Origin of the sequence: Acaryochloris marina MBIC11017, from assembly GCF_000018105.1 — a bacterium.
Lineage (GTDB): Bacteria > Cyanobacteriota > Cyanobacteriia > Thermosynechococcales > Thermosynechococcaceae > Acaryochloris > Acaryochloris marina.
The window spans coordinates 1,929,205-1,946,131 of record NC_009925.1; the positions used below are offsets into that span (position 1 = coordinate 1,929,205).

Annotated in this window: 16 protein-coding genes; 11 read left to right on the forward strand and 5 right to left on the reverse strand. The window is 48.8% G+C overall.

Features of this window, described 5'->3' with window-relative positions; genetic code table 11:
* Positions 1-106: 106 nt before the first annotated feature.
* The 4 genes from AM1_RS08635 to AM1_RS08650 all read right to left on the reverse strand — a co-directional run bounded on the left by AM1_RS08635 (position 107) and on the right by AM1_RS08650 (position 2,550).
* Positions 107-871: an EAL domain-containing protein gene (locus AM1_RS08635; RefSeq protein ID WP_012162452.1), complete on the reverse strand. Its 765-nt coding sequence runs from the start codon at positions 869-871 to the stop codon at positions 107-109.
* Between the two features lie 201 nt (positions 872-1,072).
* Positions 1,073-1,567, reverse strand: a complete 495-nt coding sequence (locus AM1_RS08640; RefSeq protein WP_010471389.1) for a Tic20 family protein — start codon at positions 1,565-1,567, stop codon at positions 1,073-1,075.
* Between the two features lie 115 nt (positions 1,568-1,682).
* A complete protein-coding gene (locus AM1_RS08645) occupies positions 1,683-2,198 on the reverse strand; it encodes a Tic20 family protein (protein WP_012162453.1) in 516 nt (171 codons plus the stop codon).
* Positions 2,199-2,343: 145 nt separating this feature from the next.
* Positions 2,344-2,550, reverse strand: a complete 207-nt coding sequence (locus tag AM1_RS08650) for a hypothetical protein (RefSeq protein WP_012162454.1) — start codon at positions 2,548-2,550, stop codon at positions 2,344-2,346.
* 298 nt (positions 2,551-2,848) lie between these two features.
* Between AM1_RS08650 and glyA the strand changes: the two genes are divergently transcribed.
* Both glyA and AM1_RS08660 read left to right on the forward strand, forming a co-directional pair.
* On the forward strand, positions 2,849-4,129 hold the full coding sequence (gene glyA, locus AM1_RS08655) for a serine hydroxymethyltransferase (protein ID WP_012162455.1): 1,281 nt from the start codon (positions 2,849-2,851) through the stop codon (positions 4,127-4,129).
* 137 nt (positions 4,130-4,266) lie between these two features.
* Complete coding sequence (locus AM1_RS08660; protein ID WP_010471382.1) at positions 4,267-5,316, forward strand: glycosyltransferase family 4 protein; 1,050 nt, start codon at positions 4,267-4,269, stop codon at positions 5,314-5,316.
* 60 nt (positions 5,317-5,376) lie between these two features.
* On the opposite strand, the gene AM1_RS42090 is transcribed toward AM1_RS08660, so the two are convergent.
* Positions 5,377-5,532, reverse strand: coding sequence for a hypothetical protein (locus tag AM1_RS42090; protein WP_012162456.1), 156 nt, complete (start codon positions 5,530-5,532; stop codon positions 5,377-5,379).
* A gap of 54 nt (positions 5,533-5,586) precedes the next feature.
* Here AM1_RS42090 and AM1_RS08665 point away from each other — a divergent pair, with 54 nt between their 5' ends.
* From AM1_RS08665 to AM1_RS08710, 9 genes are all read left to right on the forward strand, one after another.
* Positions 5,587-6,846 (forward strand): competence/damage-inducible protein A, encoded by a 1,260-nt coding sequence (locus AM1_RS08665; protein WP_012162457.1) that lies wholly within the window; start codon positions 5,587-5,589, stop codon positions 6,844-6,846.
* 449 nt (positions 6,847-7,295) lie between these two features.
* Positions 7,296-7,745 (forward strand): type II 3-dehydroquinate dehydratase, encoded by a 450-nt coding sequence (gene aroQ, locus AM1_RS08675; RefSeq protein ID WP_012162458.1) that lies wholly within the window; start codon positions 7,296-7,298, stop codon positions 7,743-7,745.
* A gap of 113 nt (positions 7,746-7,858) precedes the next feature.
* Entirely contained in the window at positions 7,859-9,562 is a 1,704-nt protein-coding gene (locus AM1_RS08680; protein WP_012162459.1) for an ABC-F family ATP-binding cassette domain-containing protein, read from the forward strand.
* 126 nt (positions 9,563-9,688) lie between these two features.
* Positions 9,689-11,470, forward strand: a complete 1,782-nt coding sequence (locus AM1_RS08685) for a tetratricopeptide repeat-containing S1 family peptidase (RefSeq protein WP_012162460.1) — start codon at positions 9,689-9,691, stop codon at positions 11,468-11,470.
* 39 nt (positions 11,471-11,509) lie between these two features.
* Positions 11,510-12,115, forward strand: a complete 606-nt coding sequence (locus tag AM1_RS08690; protein WP_012162461.1) for a GNAT family N-acetyltransferase — start codon at positions 11,510-11,512, stop codon at positions 12,113-12,115.
* 228 nt (positions 12,116-12,343) lie between these two features.
* On the forward strand, positions 12,344-14,812 hold the full coding sequence (locus AM1_RS08695) for an ATP-dependent Clp protease ATP-binding subunit (protein WP_012162462.1): 2,469 nt from the start codon (positions 12,344-12,346) through the stop codon (positions 14,810-14,812).
* A gap of 81 nt (positions 14,813-14,893) precedes the next feature.
* On the forward strand, positions 14,894-15,829 hold the full coding sequence (locus AM1_RS08700; RefSeq protein WP_012162463.1) for a cation diffusion facilitator family transporter: 936 nt from the start codon (positions 14,894-14,896) through the stop codon (positions 15,827-15,829).
* Positions 15,830-16,023: 194 nt separating this feature from the next.
* A complete protein-coding gene (locus AM1_RS08705) occupies positions 16,024-16,455 on the forward strand; it encodes a hypothetical protein (RefSeq protein ID WP_012162464.1) in 432 nt (143 codons plus the stop codon).
* Positions 16,456-16,541: 86 nt separating this feature from the next.
* Positions 16,542-16,877, forward strand: a complete 336-nt coding sequence (locus tag AM1_RS08710; RefSeq protein WP_012162465.1) for a septal ring lytic transglycosylase RlpA family protein — start codon at positions 16,542-16,544, stop codon at positions 16,875-16,877.
* Positions 16,878-16,927: the final 50 nt, after the last annotated feature.

Sequence of the window (16,927 nt, forward strand, 5' to 3'; positions counted from 1 at the left end):
CACGATCCAACTCTTTAAGAAGCAAGGATCTAGAATTCTAACATTCAATGCCCTGGCAAAAACCATCTTTTACCTATCTGGCACCAAGGAATTTTTCAGGCAACCCCTAACCAGGAGACAGATTTAAATGAGTGGTAATCGACCTGAAACTAGGTTTGGCAAAATAATAGCCTTGAAATAGCTGAATATCCATTTGCTTGAGAACAGCCAATTCCGCTTCGGTCTCTATACCCTCTGCAATAGGCTCAATCGCTAGCTCACGACAGACTTGAATAATCCCTCTGACAATGGCTTGCCGACCTTTATCTTGGTCAATATTACGGATTAACGCCATATCCAGCTTAATAAAATCCGGCTGAAAATCAGCTAAAAAGTTCAAGCCAGAATAGCCAGCTCCAAAGTCATCTAATGCCGTTTTAAATCCTAATTTTTGGTAATGCTCAATGATGGCGCGGACATGAGCATAGTCCTTCACCTTCTCAACTTCCGTTAACTCAAACAGAATTTTGTTCAACGGAAAATTGCATTGTTTAGCCGTTTCGATCGTAGTACGAATACAAAGATCGGGCTGATAAACGGCATTCGGGAGAAAATTGATACTGACCATTGACTGGATTCCCAGCTCAGCCGCTAGCTGAATCGCCCGAACTCGGCAGGCTTGGTCAAAACGATATCGACTTTGATCGGTCACCTGGCTAAGAATGCTCGCCGCCGACTCATTATTAAGACCACGAACTAGGGCTTCTTGCGCAAAAATAGTGCCGTTCCCCAGGTTCACAATGGGCTGAAACGCCATTGTGAAGTCAAACTGCAGTTCAGGCGTACTCAGACACCCAGAACATCCCACTGACAGAGTTTCTTGATCCACCACGATAGTGTTTTGAAATCACAGATAAAAAACCGAAGCTACCGCACATGGCTATTGATGTAAGTAGAAATCCATCTCATCCAAATACATGGAATCAAGATCTCAGCGATATGCAGATATAGTTAGTGTGCCCTAAAAGGACGCACGCACCACATAGAAGCCGTCCACCATATTTCTTTCTCCAGCGTTAGATCACGCAACGATTTAGATCTGCATATTGACCGCATTTGAAATCGCGGGAATCTCAGCATATTGGCCTTGAACAGTTTTAAATACACTGTAAGCAAACGTTGCGAAAATACCCAAGAAAATAGTGTTAAATAGCGTTTCAGTCAACAATTCAAGCTGAATTCCCTGACTAATAATCGGTAATACCAAATTGCACACCATTAATATGAGATCGAGCAAAATCGCCTGCAACACATTAAAGCGAATAAAACGGCTTATATTTTCATTCCGAACAACAGCAAAAAACAATCCCATAAATAGGATCAAGCCAGCAAACGGAATCAGCCGAATAAATTGGGCATAGATTTGCACAAACGGAATGATAGGCAATAGGCCAATGCTAGTAATCGTTGGGAATTGGCGCATAATGTACTGGCCATCGCCATAGACAATCGCATCCATCAAAGGCAGTAAATAAGGCAGCGCACCGAACACTCGTTCGGACCAAGGGGTTGAATCATCCCAACTCATTGCATCGTCTCCCAAATTATGGATTCATACCGTTTCATCAATGTAACGTATCTCCATTCCTGTTTTGGGAGACGCTACAAAAGACCTAACAATTGGCTAGAACCATAGCCAGAGACTAATCACGGGTTTGGGCATAAGCTGCATCAGAAAGCAAAGGCACTTCAGCATGATGTCCGCGCAACGATTGCACAACTGAGAACACCACTATACCTAAGGTTCCTAGAAATAAAACATTGAACAGTACCATGACAAATAGCCCGCCTCCTGGAGTCGCGCTGCTAAATGCACTACCCAAAATCCCCACTAACCGCAGAATCCACAAGATCAGAGATAAAGAAATACCGAGCATGATTGCCTGCATAGCGTTGTAGCGGATGAGGTGACGGATACGGTTATTCCTAACAACACCAGCGTATAGGCCCATAAAAACCAATAGCGGTACAATAGCCAATCCTCCACCTCCCATGTGATAAATGGGCATGAGCAATCCTATAGGGTAAAACAACACTCCTAACAAGGGAAATTGACCGAATAAAAAAATGCCAAATGGGTACGTATTCAACAAAGGTACTAGAAACGGTAAACAGGACTGAAGCCGCTCTTGTGTTGTTGTTGCTCCACGCCAAGCCATACAAGCCCCTCTTTCAACTGTGGATTATGGATAATCTTCACTCACTATAAGGGATAGTCCCCAATCGCTGAGTTCCCCTGATATTAAGTCCTTGAACATCCAGCAACAGCGGTAGGGTGGGTCTACCTGCAGCAAAGCTGCCTCCCTATCCTTCCACTTCAGCCACTCGAAATCCCATTTGGCACTGGTATTGCTTCGGCTGTAACTCAGTTTCTGAAATTTGTTCTAATAAGTGACCACAGCACAATTTATTTTGGTGCCATCGGGGTTGGCCCTGGCGATTGGCCAACAAGCAAGACTGACAAACGACTTGAGGCGAGAGTAATTGATCTTCAGTTAGGATGACTAACATTATCAACCTCCAGACACTTGGATCAGCTCTAGCACTATTTTAGGCGACTCATCTGGGAGTTGTCTGCTGTGAGCTGTTAAGAATTACGCAAAAGGGTGAGCAGAGTCTGTCATTTTCCTCAGCCTATAGTCACCTTGAACCGAGGTGTTAAGGACGCTTATAGGCGTTAAGATGATTACTTTAAAGATCGTTGTTATCCGTTGGGAAAGCAAGAAAAATACGCAGCACAAGACCTATTCAATGGATTGATGCTGTTCGATCGTAGCTTTGTTGACACTGGAAAAGGATAGGCTGTGCCATGCAAACTAGCTTAGATATTTTGACAGAAACCGATCCTGCGATCGCAGGGATACTACAGCAGGAATTACAACGCCAGCGCGATCATTTAGAGCTGATTGCCAGCGAGAACTTCACCTCAGCAGCAGTCTTGGCCGCGCAAGGGTCGGTCCTAACCAATAAGTATGCAGAAGGGCTACCTGGCAAGCGGTATTACGGTGGCTGTGAATATATCGATGCGGCCGAACAGCTCGCTATTGATCGAGCCAAAGAACTATTTGGTGCAGCCCATGTAAATGTCCAGCCTCACTCTGGTGCTCAGGCAAACTTTGCCGTCTTTCTCACCTTGCTGCAGCCAGGCGATACCTTTATGGGCATGGATTTGTCCCATGGGGGTCACTTAACCCATGGCTCTCCAGTGAATGTCTCAGGGAAATGGTTCAATGTCGTCCAGTACGGTGTCGATCCAAATTCAGAACAACTCAACTACGATACGATTCGCGAGCTAGCCCTTAAGCATCGTCCCAAAATGATTGTCTGTGGATACTCTGCCTATCCTCGCATCATTGATTTTGAGAAGTTTCGGGCCATCGCTGATGAGATCGATGCCTATTTAATGGCAGACATTGCCCATATTGCTGGCTTAGTCGCCTCAGGGCATCATCCCAATCCACTCCCCTTCTGCGACGTGGTCACCACCACCACGCACAAAACCCTCCGAGGTCCCCGAGGCGGCCTGATCATGACCAAGGATCTTGAGCTGGGTAAAAAGTTTGATAAATCCGTTTTCCCGGGTACCCAAGGCGGACCGCTAGAACATGTCATTGCGGCTAAAGCCGTGGCCTTCGGCGAAGCCCTCAAGCCTGATTTCAGAGATTATTGTGGTCATGTGGTTGAGAATGCCCAAACCTTAGCCCAACAACTGCAAGAGCGCGGCTTCAAAATCGTTTCTAACGGTACGGATAATCACCTCTTACTGGTTGATTTACGATCTATTGGTATGACCGGAAAGCAGGCCGACCAGCGAGTCAGTCAAGTCAATATCACAGCCAACAAAAACACCGTTCCCTTCGATCCTGAATCTCCATTTGTCACGAGTGGACTCCGGTTAGGATCTCCTGCCATGACGACTCGGGGCATGGGAACAGCAGAATTTACCGAGATAGCCAATATCATTGCGGATTGCCTGCTAAAACCTGAAGATGCTGCTGTAACAGAAGACTGCCGCCAGCGGGTTGCCAATCTTTGTTCACGATTCCCCCTCTATCCTCATCTCACCAGTCCTGTGCCCGCTTTAACTTAGCCAGGATCTCCCTTGGTTTGGCAACGTAGCTTGTGTTAATCCCCATTCCTCATGCATGATGTCATTGTGACAGTTCATTAAGACTGTTTTCTATTCTGCATGGTTTGCTCAATTTTCTTTACGTAGCAGGATCTCGGATGCCTTATCATCTGGTTGCCTTTCTTGTGGCTGCCCTTGTGGTCCTCTGGAGTACACCAATCGTTAAAAAGATTGGCTTAAAGAGTGGCTATGTAGACATGCCCAACCCCCGTAAAGTCCACAAGCGTCCAATGGTGCGTTTGGGGGGGATTTCAATTTTCATGGGGACCCAAATTGCCCTACTGATTGTTGCCATTTCCGGTGGATTTGGCGACCTACCGCCCGCCTCAGCATCCGAAGTTTGGGGGGTGGTTATTGGCGGCATACTATATTTCTTGATTGGTCTGGCCGATGACTTATTTACCTTAACGCCATGGTCGCGGCTATTGATGCAGTTTGCGGTGGCCGGAATGGCCTGGGGCGTGGGGGTACGTATCGACTTTGTCACCCTGCCGTTTTCTGACCTTGGACTGATTAATATTGAGTGGTTCAGCCTGCCCCTCACCTTAGTGTGGTTAGTCGGCATGGCCAATGCTGTCAATTTCATGGATGGCTTAGACGGCTTAGCGGCTGGCATTTCAGGCATTTCAGCGGTCGTGATGTTGGTAGTCAGCTTGTTTATTGACCAACCGGCAGCAGCCTTATTAGCGGCAGCCCTCGCTGGGGGAGCCTTAGGTTTTCTCCGCTACAATTTCAACCCTGCCCAAATCTTTATGGGAGATGGCGGTGCTTATTTTTTAGGGTTTACCCTGGCAGGAATTGGCGTTATTGGCTTAGTGAAAACGGTAACGACCGTCGCGGTTGTCTTACCCTTTGTGATTTTGGCAGTCCCCATCTTTGATACATCTACGGTAGTCCTCAATCGGTTACGTCGGGGTAAGTCCCCGTTTAGTGCCGATAAAGGCCACCTTCACCATCGCCTTCTAGATGCAGGACTTTCTCAGCGACGTAGTGTTCTCCTGATCTATGCCATTGTGTTTTGGGTCGGTAGCTTAGCCATTGCCATCGCGGGCATCCCAGCAGGTAATGCCTATGCTCTAGGCGCAACGTTACTTCTGTGTTACGCCATCTGGCGAGCTTGGCAGCGGTTGCAAGAGCCCCGCACTTAATGTAAAAGCGTCAACGACTCACCCAACCCATCGGCGTTCCACAAACATTTCCCTAATCATCTATAAATCCGATTCTTTCTGCAGACGGTAATGGACTGGAGCAGAGTCGAAGTTGGTAATCGGCCAATCTAAAGCCGTGGCTTTAGATTGGGTATCAGTAAACACAATGGCCTTAATTGACCCAATTGGCACCCAAACCGAGACAGCTCGCCCCATTTACGCTAGAAGTAACGATACAGTATTGAGGATAAGTCAACGAGATAAAAGGGTATGAGCCGAAGTGCTGAGGTCATTTGCGTGGGGACAGAGCTTCTCCTTGGAGAAGTACTGAACTCAAATGCTCAGTTTTTGGGGCAGGAATTGGCTCGATTGGGTATCGCTCATTTTCATCAGACCGTGGTGGGAGATAACCCCACTCGCATCAAACGTGCGATCGCACTCGCCTGTCAACGGTCTCAACTCCTGATCTTTACAGGAGGGCTAGGTCCCACCCCCGATGACCTGACCACAGAAACATTGGCTGATTTCTTCCAAGCTCCACTGGTCAACCATCCCGAAATTTTGGAAGACATTGCCCGTAAGTTTGCCCAGCGCAACCGAGTGCCGAGTCCTTCCAATGACAAACAAGCTCTACTCCCTGACGGCGCTCAAATCCTTCCAAATCCCATCGGCAGTGCCCCAGGTATCATTTGGCATCCACGCCCCGAGCTAACCATTTTTACCTTTCCCGGTGTACCCAAAGAGTTTCATCGGATGTGGCAGGAAACCGCCGTGCCCTATCTACAATCCACTGGCTGGGTAACCGCCCAAATTTATAGTCGAGTTCTGCGGTTTTGGGGGATTCCCGAATCCACTCTTGCGGACCAGGTTGCTCCCCTCTTGGCCTTAACCAATCCCACGGTTGCCCCCTACGCCAGCAAAGGACAGGCTCGATTACGAATTTCCACCCGCGCCACCTCCCAAGAGACCGCCCATCAAGTTATTGCTCCCATCGAACAACAAATTCGGCAGATTTGCGGACTGCACTGCTTTGGGGGCGATGATGAAACGTTGGAATCCGTGGTTGGCAAACTCCTGCAACAAAGAGGAGAAACCTTAGCCGTAGCCGAATCCTGTACAGGCGGAGGTCTAGGACAACGAATCACGGGTGTATCGGGCAGTTCAACCTATTTTTTGGGAGGGGTGATTTCCTACACTAATGCCGCTAAACGAGATTTGCTGAAGGTTAACGCAGCGGATCTCGAACAATACGGAGCCGTAAGTGCAATCGTGGCAGAACAGATGGCAGCAGGGGTGCGATCTCAACTCCATAGCACCTGGGGCATTAGCATTACTGGCATTGCGGGACCAGACGGTGGCTCCGAAACGAAACCCGTAGGTCTGGTTTATATCGGTTTGTCCGGGCCACAAGGAACTCAAAGCTTTGAATATCAGATTAGTCCGTTAAGAGGAAGGGACTGGATTCGACAAATGAGTACGTCCCACGCCCTTGATCGCTTACGTCGCCAACTGCTGGCAGACGAATCATAAAATTGCTAACGTATACATCCGGGCTTCCACGCAATTTGGTTACAGAGATCACACAATCAATCAGTAAATATGCTACGTTAAAGAAACGTTATAACATTTTTTGTTTTATAACCATCTGTAAAAACAATCATAACGTTTTTCTGATGCGTTACAACGTCACTGCGAGGGATTATTTACTCAATGGACTATTTAGATAAAATCATCGAAAAAATCAAGAATTTTGCTCGTAAGCTTGTTGAAGTTCTCGTTGGTCCGGAAGTTGAGCCTGAACTAGAGATGATCCCTATCCCTGTTCGAGATCGACGCTAGCCTTATTTCACTGCTGATTACTGATCAGCATATTTTTGATTCGTTAAACATCTAATTTATCCATCTTGCTGCTACACAGTGTTTATAACCATCATGTTCTGAATATTGTGGCCAACCAGTCTTTTTTTAACTAATTTTCTGTGAGCCGTCCTAGCATTCTGGTCCTGCACGGTCCCAATCTAAATCTGCTCGGCCAGCGTGAGCCTGGTATTTACGGTTCAGTCACCCTAGAAAAAATTAATCAGCAACTGCTATCTCTAGCAGAATCGCTGAAATGCAATATTGAATTTTATCAGTCCAACCATGAAGGCAACCTAGTCGATTCCATTCAGGAAGCCTTGGGTTGTCATAACGGCATTCTCATCAATGCAGCTGCCTATACCCACACTAGTGTTGCGATTCGTGATGCTTTAGCGGCCGTCGCGATTCCCGCCGTCGAAGTCCATCTCAGTAATATTTATCGGCGCGAAGACTTTCGACACCATTCCTTTATTGCTCCCATCGTAATCGGTCAAATTAGCGGATTCGGTGCCCAGAGCTACTCTTTAGGCCTTCAAGCCTTAATTCACCACTTACAAACCCAGACTTAATCCTGCTCTAGGCAATTCGTTACGAAGTCTAGACTATAATGAACTTTTGTTGCTGAAATACGGGATTGTCAAGGGAGAATTCCGTGAGCCTGCTGTTGGTATCGGAGTTCTAAATGCTAAGACTGGAACATATTGGTAAGGTCTACCCCACGGGCGAAATCCTCAAGGATGTGAATTGGGAGCTAAAGCCTGGCGACCGGATCGGCTTAGTGGGCGTCAATGGTGCGGGTAAATCCACTCAACTCAAAATTATTGCTGGCGAAGTTGAGCCAACCTCAGGAGAAGTCATTCGTCCCAACAGCCTACATATTGCCTATCTCAACCAGGAGTTCGATGTCGTCACGAGTCGAACGGTACGGGAAGAATTTTGGACCGTTTTTACAGAAGCCAACCAAGTTCAGCAACAACAGCACCACGTCCAACAGCAAATGGAAAGTGCTGCCCCAAACACCCTCGACGACTTAATCCATCAACTGGATCGACTACAGCGCCAGTTTGAGGCTTTAGATGGCTACGGCCTCGAGTCTCGCATTGAAAAAATCTTGCCGGAGATGGGCTTTAGCGCCGAAGATGGAGACCGTTTAGTCAGTGCTTTTAGTGGCGGTTGGCAGATGCGGATGTGCTTAGGCAAAATCCTGCTGCAAAGCCCTGACATTCTGCTACTGGACGAGCCGACTAACCATCTGGATCTAGAAACCATTGAGTGGTTAGAAACCTATTTAAAGGGACTCACGACCCCCATGGTCATTGTGTCCCACGATCGGGCCTTTATGGATCGGCTCTGTAACCGCATTGTCGAAACCGAGCGGGGAGTGGCGACCTCTTATTTGGGCAACTATTCTGCCTACATCCAACAGAAAACAGAACAGCAGTCAGCCCAACTCAGTGCTTTTGAACATCAGCAAAAAGAACTTGAAAAACAGCAGGCCTATGTCGATCGGTTTCGCGCCAGCGCCACCCGCAGTACCCAGGCTAAAAGTCGCGAAAAACAGCTCAATAAAGTCGAGCGCATAGAAGCCCCGACTGCCGACGTCCGCACCCTCAAGTTTCAGTTCCCTCCTGCTCCTCGAAGTGGTCGGGAAGTCGTCATCGTCAAGGATATGGTTAAAACCTATGGAGACGATATTCTTTTCCTAGGGGCCAATCTGTTGCTGGAACGGGGCGATCGGGTGGCCATCTTAGGCCCGAATGGGGCTGGGAAATCCACCCTTCTACATATGCTAATGGGAACGGAGCCCCCCGATGAAGGGACCGTCAAATTTGGAGAACATAACGTTATTCCAGGGTATTTTGAGCAAAATCAAGCTGAGGCTTTGGATCTGTCAAAAACCGTGATGGACACCATTCATGATGAAGTGCCTGACTGGAAAAACGAAGAGGTCCGAACGCTGTTGGGCCGCTTTCTCTTCAGTGGTGAAACTGCTTTCAAACAAGTGGAGGCCTTAAGTGGAGGAGAAAAAGCTCGGCTGGCCCTAGCCAAGATGTTGCTCAGTCCCGTCAACTTACTCATCCTGGATGAGCCCACCAATCACCTCGATATTCCCGCGAAAGAGATGCTAGAAGCAGCGCTACAGGATTATGACGGCACGGTCGTGATTGTGTCCCATGACCGATATTTCATCTCCCAAGTCGCAACTAAGATTGTGGAAATCAACGAGGGAGAATTGATTCTCTATCGAGGGGATTATCAGTACTACCAAGAGAAGCTAGCGGCTGCAGCAGAGAAAGCGAAGCAAGAGAAAATTGCCGCTGAGAAGGCAGCCAAAGCTGAAGCAAAGCGGGCCAAAAAACGCAAAAAAGCCAAAGCCAAAGTTTAGGAGTGGCCTGCGGTAAGATTGCAGCTGTTTTAGGCTATCAAACGACACCTTAACCCTGCTGAAAGACATCCGGTGGTCTATTTTTCTCCGTGCTAGAGTATGGTCTGGTGGCGATCTTTCAGCATTATGGTGTTTAAAAGTTTTACGTATCCAGCTGTGGCGTTTATGGGGGTTGCAGCCGTTGCGATTGCACCTCATCCCGCCCAAGCCCTCAGTCCTGACCAAATTAGTGGCATCGCCAAGCAAGTCACGGTGCTCATTGATGGTCAAAATCCTGGATCAGGGGTCATTATCGATCGGAATGGCGATACCTATACGGTCCTCACGGCGTTTCATGTGGTTGGCACCCCCGATGAATACGATGTCGTCACCCCCACCGATCAACGCTACAAATTAGACTACCAAACCGTTAAACGCTTGCCGGGTGTTGATCTAGCGGTTCTCAAATTTAAAAGCAATAAAACCTATAAGGTTGCCGACCTGGGGAACTCCACCCAAGTACAAGAAGGAAAGCCCATCTATGTGGCCGGATTTCCCCAACCCACCCAAGCCATTAACTTATCCATTTATCGGTTTACAGAAGGACGACTCACGGCCAACTCATCGAAACCCTTAGCCGATGGTTATGCCCTGGTTTATAACAATTCCACTCGACCCGGCATGAGTGGTGGCCCCGTCCTCAATGACCAAGGTGCCCTAGTCGGCATTCATGGCCGCTCGGATGCTCAGCAACAGGGCAATGTCTACTTCAAAAATGACACCAACTTGGGGGTTCCCATCGATACCTTCTCAATGATGGCCCCTCAAATAGGGGTGAAGTTAGATTCAATCCCTGGATCCTCAACGCCTAGCCCATCCATTCCCGCTACAGCTCCTACCCGCCCACCAAGACCGCCGGTCCCCCAAGGACCTAGGGCAGGAGATTTTTACCTCCAGGCCACTGATAAGTTGCAACGGGGAGATTCCCAAGGTGCTTTGCGAGATCTGAACCAAGCCATTAGCCTGAATCCCAATTATGCCAATGCCTATGGCGATCGAGCCACGATCAAATTTCAGCAGGGCGATCGCAGAGGAGCACTTGCAGACTTAGACCAAGCCATCCAGATTGATCCTCAGTTAGCAGATGCCTATGGCATTCGTGGACTATATCGAGTGGTGACGGGCAATATTCGCGGCGCTCAGTCCGATGTAGAGAAAGCGGTCCGTCTCAAACCTGAGATCGGCTATGCCTCTCGGGGCGTGGTGCGCTGGTATCGCAGTGATTTGGCAGGCGCTCAATCCGATTTTGACCAGGCGCTCAGTCTCAAGGATTCGTTCAAAGATGCCTATGCCGTCCACTATTTTCGTGGGTTTGTCCGTTGGCAGCTGGGCAATTTTGATGGTGCCCTCCAGGATCTCAATCGCTCTATTCAGCTGAACCCCAAATATCTAGAAGCCGTCGGCGTTCGAGGGATTCTGCGATTCCAAATGGGGGATGAGGTCGGCGCTTTACGAGACTTTGATGAAGGCATTCGCATCAACACGGGCAGTAGTGATATCTACACCATCCGCGGCATGATTCGCCTCACCCAGGGCGATAGCCAAGGCGCAATCTCTGATTTTGATCAAGTGATTCGCATCCAGCCCGGCAACGTCGCTTTAGCAGATATGTATGGCAGTCGGGGGATTGCCTACTTCCAAGCGGGTAATGATGAACAAGCCTTAGCTAGTCTCCGCCAGGCCGTTCAACTTGCCAAAGATGCCAGCAGCCGAGAGTCCTATCAGAAATTAGGTAACGCCATCAGTAACTTACAATCGCAACCTGCATTACGTCCTAAGATGAAGGCCTATATTCAAACCTTTATGCAAAGCTACCTGAAACGATATATCGGCCAGTATGTGCAGTCCTATCGTCCGTTGCAGGGCTAAGGGCAACCATGAGGTCCAGCCAGAAGGGATTCTCCACTCATGTTGGTAGAGGTTAGCCCTCTACAGGCCCCAGACTTAGCCGATGCAGTGGCCTTAGATCTGCAAATTTTTGGTGGCTGGTGGAGCTTGCAAGGGTACCAGCAGGAAGTAGACCGGCTGAGTAGTACTTTAGTGGGACTAAAAGTGCACCAGGAGGGTTCCAATCCTACCATCCCCGATGATGGAACGGCGTCCCTTCCTTCCTTAGTCGGTATCGGCTGTCTCTGGCGAGTCGAAGATGAAGCCCATATTACGATGCTGGGTATTCATCCTCAATATCAAGGTCGAGGGCTGGGCCAAGCCTTACTGACGTCACTCTTAACATTGGCCAGGATGGAGCAAGCCAACCGAGCCACGTTAGAAGTCAATGTTGCCAACTCGGCAGCCGTGAAGCTGTACCAAAAGTTGGGGTTCAAAACCGCTGGGCGTCGGCCCCATTACTACGACAATGGTGAGGATGCCCTCATCCTATGGCAAGGAAGTTTACAGACCCTCCAATTTCAGCAGTCGCTTGAGGAATGGCAACGAGATACTGAGCATCGACTCGCCCAATGGGGGTGCACAAGTCTAAATCTAATCTGGGGTGAACCTAAGGCAAGCTCTTAAAGTAATTTCGTAATATCCACACCCCAGTTTGATTATTTTTGACCCAATTGTTGGAAAGATAAATCTACAATGGATCAAAGGAAAAAGCTGTTTTGGTCAAAAATAGGATTTTTCGTTTGCGAAAGCTCCTCATCGATCCAGTGAGAATCCTTATGTAATCGCCAATTCAGCCGATCTATCGTGCTAAAATTGGGTTTACCAGCAAGCAGCAGGTTGTGGGAAAACGCCATGTTTGAACGCTTTACAGAAAAAGCCATTAAAGTCATCATGCTGGCTCAAGAGGAAGCCCGCCGCTTGGGGCACAATTTTGTCGGCACAGAGCAAATTCTTTTGGGGCTCATTGGAGAAGGAACTGGCGTTGCCGCCAAAGTTTTGAAATCCATGGGGGTTAACCTTAAAGATGCTCGCGTTGAAGTAGAAAAAATTATCGGTCGCGGTTCTGGATTTGTTGCGGTAGAGATTCCCTTTACCCCCAGAGCCAAGCGCGTTCTCGAGTTGTCGTTAGAAGAGGCCCGTCAGCTGGGTCACAACTACATTGGCACGGAGCACTTGCTGTTAGGACTCATCCGTGAGGGTGAAGGGGTCGCCGCCCGTGTTCTAGAAAATCTTGGAGTTGACCTGGCTAAGGTACGCACCCAAGTCATCCGCATGTTGGGTGAAACAGCAGAAGTCTCTGCTGGCGGTGGTCAAGGACGTACTAAGACCCCAACCTTAGATGAGTTTGGCGCCAACCTGACCAACCTTGCCTCTGAAGGCAAGCTAGACCCCGTTGTGGGACGCCAAAAAGAAATTGAGCGGGTGATTCAGATTCTCGGTCGTCGGACGAAGAACAATCCAGTCTTGATTGGTGAACCGGGCGTGGGTAAAACTGCGATCGCAGAAGGTCTCGCCCAGCGGATCGCCAATGGAGATATCCCCGACATCCTAGAAGAGAAGCGCGTGGTCACCTTGGATATTGGTCTGCTGGTTGCCGGTACCAAATATCGAGGGGAATTCGAAGAGCGTCTCAAGAAAATCATGGATGAGATTCGCCAAGCCTCCAACGTGATTTTGGTGATTGACGAAGTTCATACCCTGATTGGTGCAGGGGCTGCTGAAGGGGCTATTGATGCTGCGAATATCCTCAAGCCTGCGTTGGCTCGGGGTGAACTCCAGTGCATCGGTGCCACCACTTTAGATGAGTATCGCAAGCATATCGAGCGAGATGCCGCCCTGGAACGTCGTTTCCAGCCGGTGATGGTGGGTGAGCCTTCTGTGGAAGAAACCATCGAAATTCTTTACGGCTTGCGCGAGCGCTATGAGCAGCACCATAAACTCAGCATTTTGGATGAGTCTTTAGAAGCGGCAGCCAAGCTTTCGGATCGCTATATCTCCGACCGCTATCTGCCTGACAAGGCCATTGACCTGATTGATGAAGCTGGTTCTAGAGTTCGGTTAATTAACTCTCAACTTCCCCCAGCAGCCAAAGAATTGGACAAGGAACTACGCAAAGTTCTTAAAGATAAGGATGATGCCGTTCGCTCCCAAGACTTTGACAAAGCCGGTGAACTGCGCGACCGCGAGATGGAAATCAAATCCGAGATCAAAGCGATCGCTCAGAACAAAAAGTCGAGCGAGGAGAACAAGGACGATTCCCCCAAGGTGACGGAAGAGGATATTGCCCATATTGTGGCTTCCTGGACCGGGGTTCCCGTCAGCAAGCTGACGGAATCTGAGTCTGAGAAGCTGCTGCATATGGAAGATACCCTACACCAGCGATTGATCGGTCAGGATGAAGCGGTTCGTGCCATCTCTCGAGCGATTCGCCGGGCCCGTGTGGGTCTCAAGAATCCTAACCGTCCGATTGCTAGCTTTATTTTCTCTGGTCCAACTGGAGTCGGTAAGACTGAGCTGACCAAGGCTCTGGCCACTTACTTCTTTGGCTCCGAAGAAGCCATGATTCGCTTGGATATGTCCGAGTATATGGAGCGACACACGGTCTCCAAGTTGATTGGCTCGCCGCCTGGCTACGTGGGCTATAACGAAGGCGGTCAGCTAACCGAGGCAGTTCGTCGACGTCCTTACACTGTGGTCCTCTTCGACGAAATCGAAAAGGCTCACCCCGACGTCTTCAATATGCTGCTGCAAATTCTGGAAGATGGTCGCTTAACCGACGCCAAAGGACGAACCGTCGACTTCAAGAACACCCTGTTGATCATGACCTCAAATATTGGGTCGAAGGTGATTGAAAAGGGTGGCGGCGGCCTCGGCTTTGAATTTGCTGAGGACGAAGCGGATTCTCAATACAATCGCATCCGCTCCTTGGTCAACGAAGAGCTGAAGGGCTATTTCCGACCGGAATTCTTAAACCGACTCGACGAAATCATCGTCTTCCGTCAGCTCACTAAGGATGAAGTGAAGGAAATTTCCGAACTATTACTGAAGGAAGTCTTCAGTCGTTTGGAAGAGAAAAGCATCACCTTGAATATCACTGATCGCTTTAAGGAGCGATTGGTGGAAGAGGGCTACAATCCCAGTTATGGGGCTCGTCCCTTACGTCGAGCCATTATGCGTCTGCTCGAGGACACCTTGGCCGAAGAGATTCTCTCTGGTCGGGTGAAGGAAGGCGACACGGCCATTGTTGATGTAGACGAAGATCAGCAAGTTAAGATTGCCTCGGCTGAAAAACGGGAACTGCTGCCGCAAGCTGCAGAGTAATCGATTTCGCCTGCTAATGCTGGAAAAGGGAAATCCGAAAGGGTTTCCCTTTCTTGTAGTCGATAATGGTTAAAGAAATCTATGACTGCAGAAACAACGGCTCATAGCCACTCCCACCACCATAATCATGACGCTTGTAATCATAGTCATGGCGTGATCGATCCAAGTGTGGCCAGTTCCGAGCGAGGCCTGTGGGCGGTTAAATGGTCGACGACGGGACTGCTGACTACAGTCTTACTCCAGTTGGGAGCAGTCTATCTGTCCGGTAGTGTGGCCCTCCTAGCTGATTTACTCCACAATGTCGGCGATATTATTAGCGCCTTACCGCTGGGCATTGCCTTTTGGTTGGGAAGACTATCCCCAAATCGTCGATTTCAATATGGCTATGGCCGAGTTGAAGATGTAGCTGGAGTGATGATTGTTCTGATTATTGCGGCTAGCGCCGTGGCCACGGGCTATGAATCCATTCAGCGATTTATTCATCCTCAAGCTTTAGAACATTTAGGGGTCGTTGCGATCGCAGCCGGTATCGGGTTTATTGGCAATGAAGCCGTAGCCCTCTTTCGCATTCGAGTCGGCAACGAAATCGGGAGTGCTGCCCTCGTGGCCGATGGCTATCATGCCCGCGTCGATGGACTGGTCAGCTTAGCAGTCGTCATTAGTGCCGTGGGGTTATGGCTCGGCTATGCCTGGGCGGATCCACTAGTGGGATTAGGAATTACCTTCGCGTTGATCCATATTGTTTGGGAGTCTGGCCAGACAGTTTTAACGCGGTTACTGGATGGCGTTGAACCTGAAACGACTGAAGCACTACAACAAGCCCTAGCCGGATATGACTATACCCATCTGAAAGCTCGGTGGATGGGACATCAGCTCTATGCCCAAGTTTGTCTGAAGGTAGACCCCGAGATGAGCATTGGAGATGGGGATGCGATCGCAAGTCAGCTTCGTTCTCATCTCCACCAAGAAATCCCTTATTTATCAGATATCAGTATAGAGATGCAAGCAAAATCCTAACACTGGGGAAGCAGGTTCTACGTCAAACCGACACCATTGAACCAAACCGTCTTGAATTGCCAATTCCAGTAGCGATAGGAGCCATCAACAGCCCCACACTTCATTTTCCGTAACCTTCAGGCACAAGAATTCAGCCTATCTAGTCAAATGTTGTACAGTGATCTGCAAAATCTGAATTCCTAGGAGTTGAGCATATGCATCTTAACCTGGCAATGATGATGGTATGGCTGTGTTTAGGGCTGAGTTTGGGATGGCTAGGGTTATTACTCGCCCTCACTACGGCCAATACTCTCCAAAAGATTCAACCTCAGCAATCCAGGAAGAAACTGTCCTTGCCATTTAATTTCAAACCGTTCTGGCAAGGATGGTCAGGTCAGATTCTACTTCCAGTCTCCAGTCGAACCGCCAGCACATTGCTGGAGAAGATTATCCCAACGGAACAGACTATCCCGGCAGCAGCAGCACTTACCCCCCATCATCCACCCTTAGCCTGTGAGCTGAATATTAGATCCAGCTCCTTTAGCCCTAGCTGTTGTTTACTCCATACCAAACAGGGATCGCCACTCCATGGAGGCGCTATTTCGACTCGGTTAACTCGCCTACAACGGATGGGAGTCTTGTTATAAAAGTCATCAATTGGGGAGATTTGACATAATTTGTAATAATTTGTTAGGGTAATTGATTGAAAGACCCAGGCAAAGAGTAAGTAATTATGCTCAAAAAATTAATTGTTCCTTTGACCATCGCAGCATCCGTATTGTTTCAGTCTGCTGCCCTGGCTCAAACCGCAACTTACTACAGTGATTACTACCAAGGTCGCCAAACGGCATCTGGCGAAATTTTCGATACTTGGGGTAATACTGCAGCCCACCCCAGCCTACCGTTTGGTACTTGGGTTCAGGTCACCAATTTGAATAATGGTGCTTCAGTCAATGTCCGTATCAACGATCGATGCAACTGCGGCATTGACCTTAGCAAAGCTGCTGCTGGACAGATTGGTCTGCTGCAAACCGGTGTTGCCCCTGTTTCCATCCAAGTTCTACGGTAAGTAGCTGTCGCCAACCATTGAGTTGGAATAGATCCATCAGAATTTGCTCT

Excerpts from the sequence above, each read along its gene's own strand:
- AM1_RS08685 (WP_012162460.1), top strand. The coding sequence starts at position 9,689 with ATGGTGTTTAAAAGTTTTACGTATCCAGCTGTGGCGTTTATGGGGGTT.
- AM1_RS08710 (WP_012162465.1), top strand. The coding sequence starts at position 16,542 with ATGCTCAAAAAATTAATTGTTCCTTTGACCATCGCAGCATCCGTATTG.
- AM1_RS08665 (WP_012162457.1), top strand. The coding sequence starts at position 5,587 with ATGAGCCGAAGTGCTGAGGTCATTTGCGTGGGGACAGAGCTTCTCCTT.
- AM1_RS08660 (WP_010471382.1), top strand. The coding sequence starts at position 4,267 with ATGCCTTATCATCTGGTTGCCTTTCTTGTGGCTGCCCTTGTGGTCCTC.
- AM1_RS08695 (WP_012162462.1), top strand. The coding sequence starts at position 12,344 with ATGTTTGAACGCTTTACAGAAAAAGCCATTAAAGTCATCATGCTGGCT.
- AM1_RS08645 (WP_012162453.1), bottom strand. The coding sequence starts at position 2,198 with ATGGCTTGGCGTGGAGCAACAACAACACAAGAGCGGCTTCAGTCCTGT.
- AM1_RS08680 (WP_012162459.1), top strand. The coding sequence starts at position 7,859 with ATGCTAAGACTGGAACATATTGGTAAGGTCTACCCCACGGGCGAAATC.
- AM1_RS08700 (WP_012162463.1), top strand. The coding sequence starts at position 14,894 with ATGACTGCAGAAACAACGGCTCATAGCCACTCCCACCACCATAATCAT.
- AM1_RS08705 (WP_012162464.1), top strand. The coding sequence starts at position 16,024 with ATGCATCTTAACCTGGCAATGATGATGGTATGGCTGTGTTTAGGGCTG.
- AM1_RS42090 (WP_012162456.1), bottom strand. The coding sequence starts at position 5,532 with ATGGGGCGAGCTGTCTCGGTTTGGGTGCCAATTGGGTCAATTAAGGCC.
- glyA (WP_012162455.1), top strand. The coding sequence starts at position 2,849 with ATGCAAACTAGCTTAGATATTTTGACAGAAACCGATCCTGCGATCGCA.
- AM1_RS08690 (WP_012162461.1), top strand. The coding sequence starts at position 11,510 with ATGTTGGTAGAGGTTAGCCCTCTACAGGCCCCAGACTTAGCCGATGCA.
- AM1_RS08640 (WP_010471389.1), bottom strand. The coding sequence starts at position 1,567 with ATGAGTTGGGATGATTCAACCCCTTGGTCCGAACGAGTGTTCGGTGCG.
- AM1_RS08650 (WP_012162454.1), bottom strand. The coding sequence starts at position 2,550 with ATGTTAGTCATCCTAACTGAAGATCAATTACTCTCGCCTCAAGTCGTT.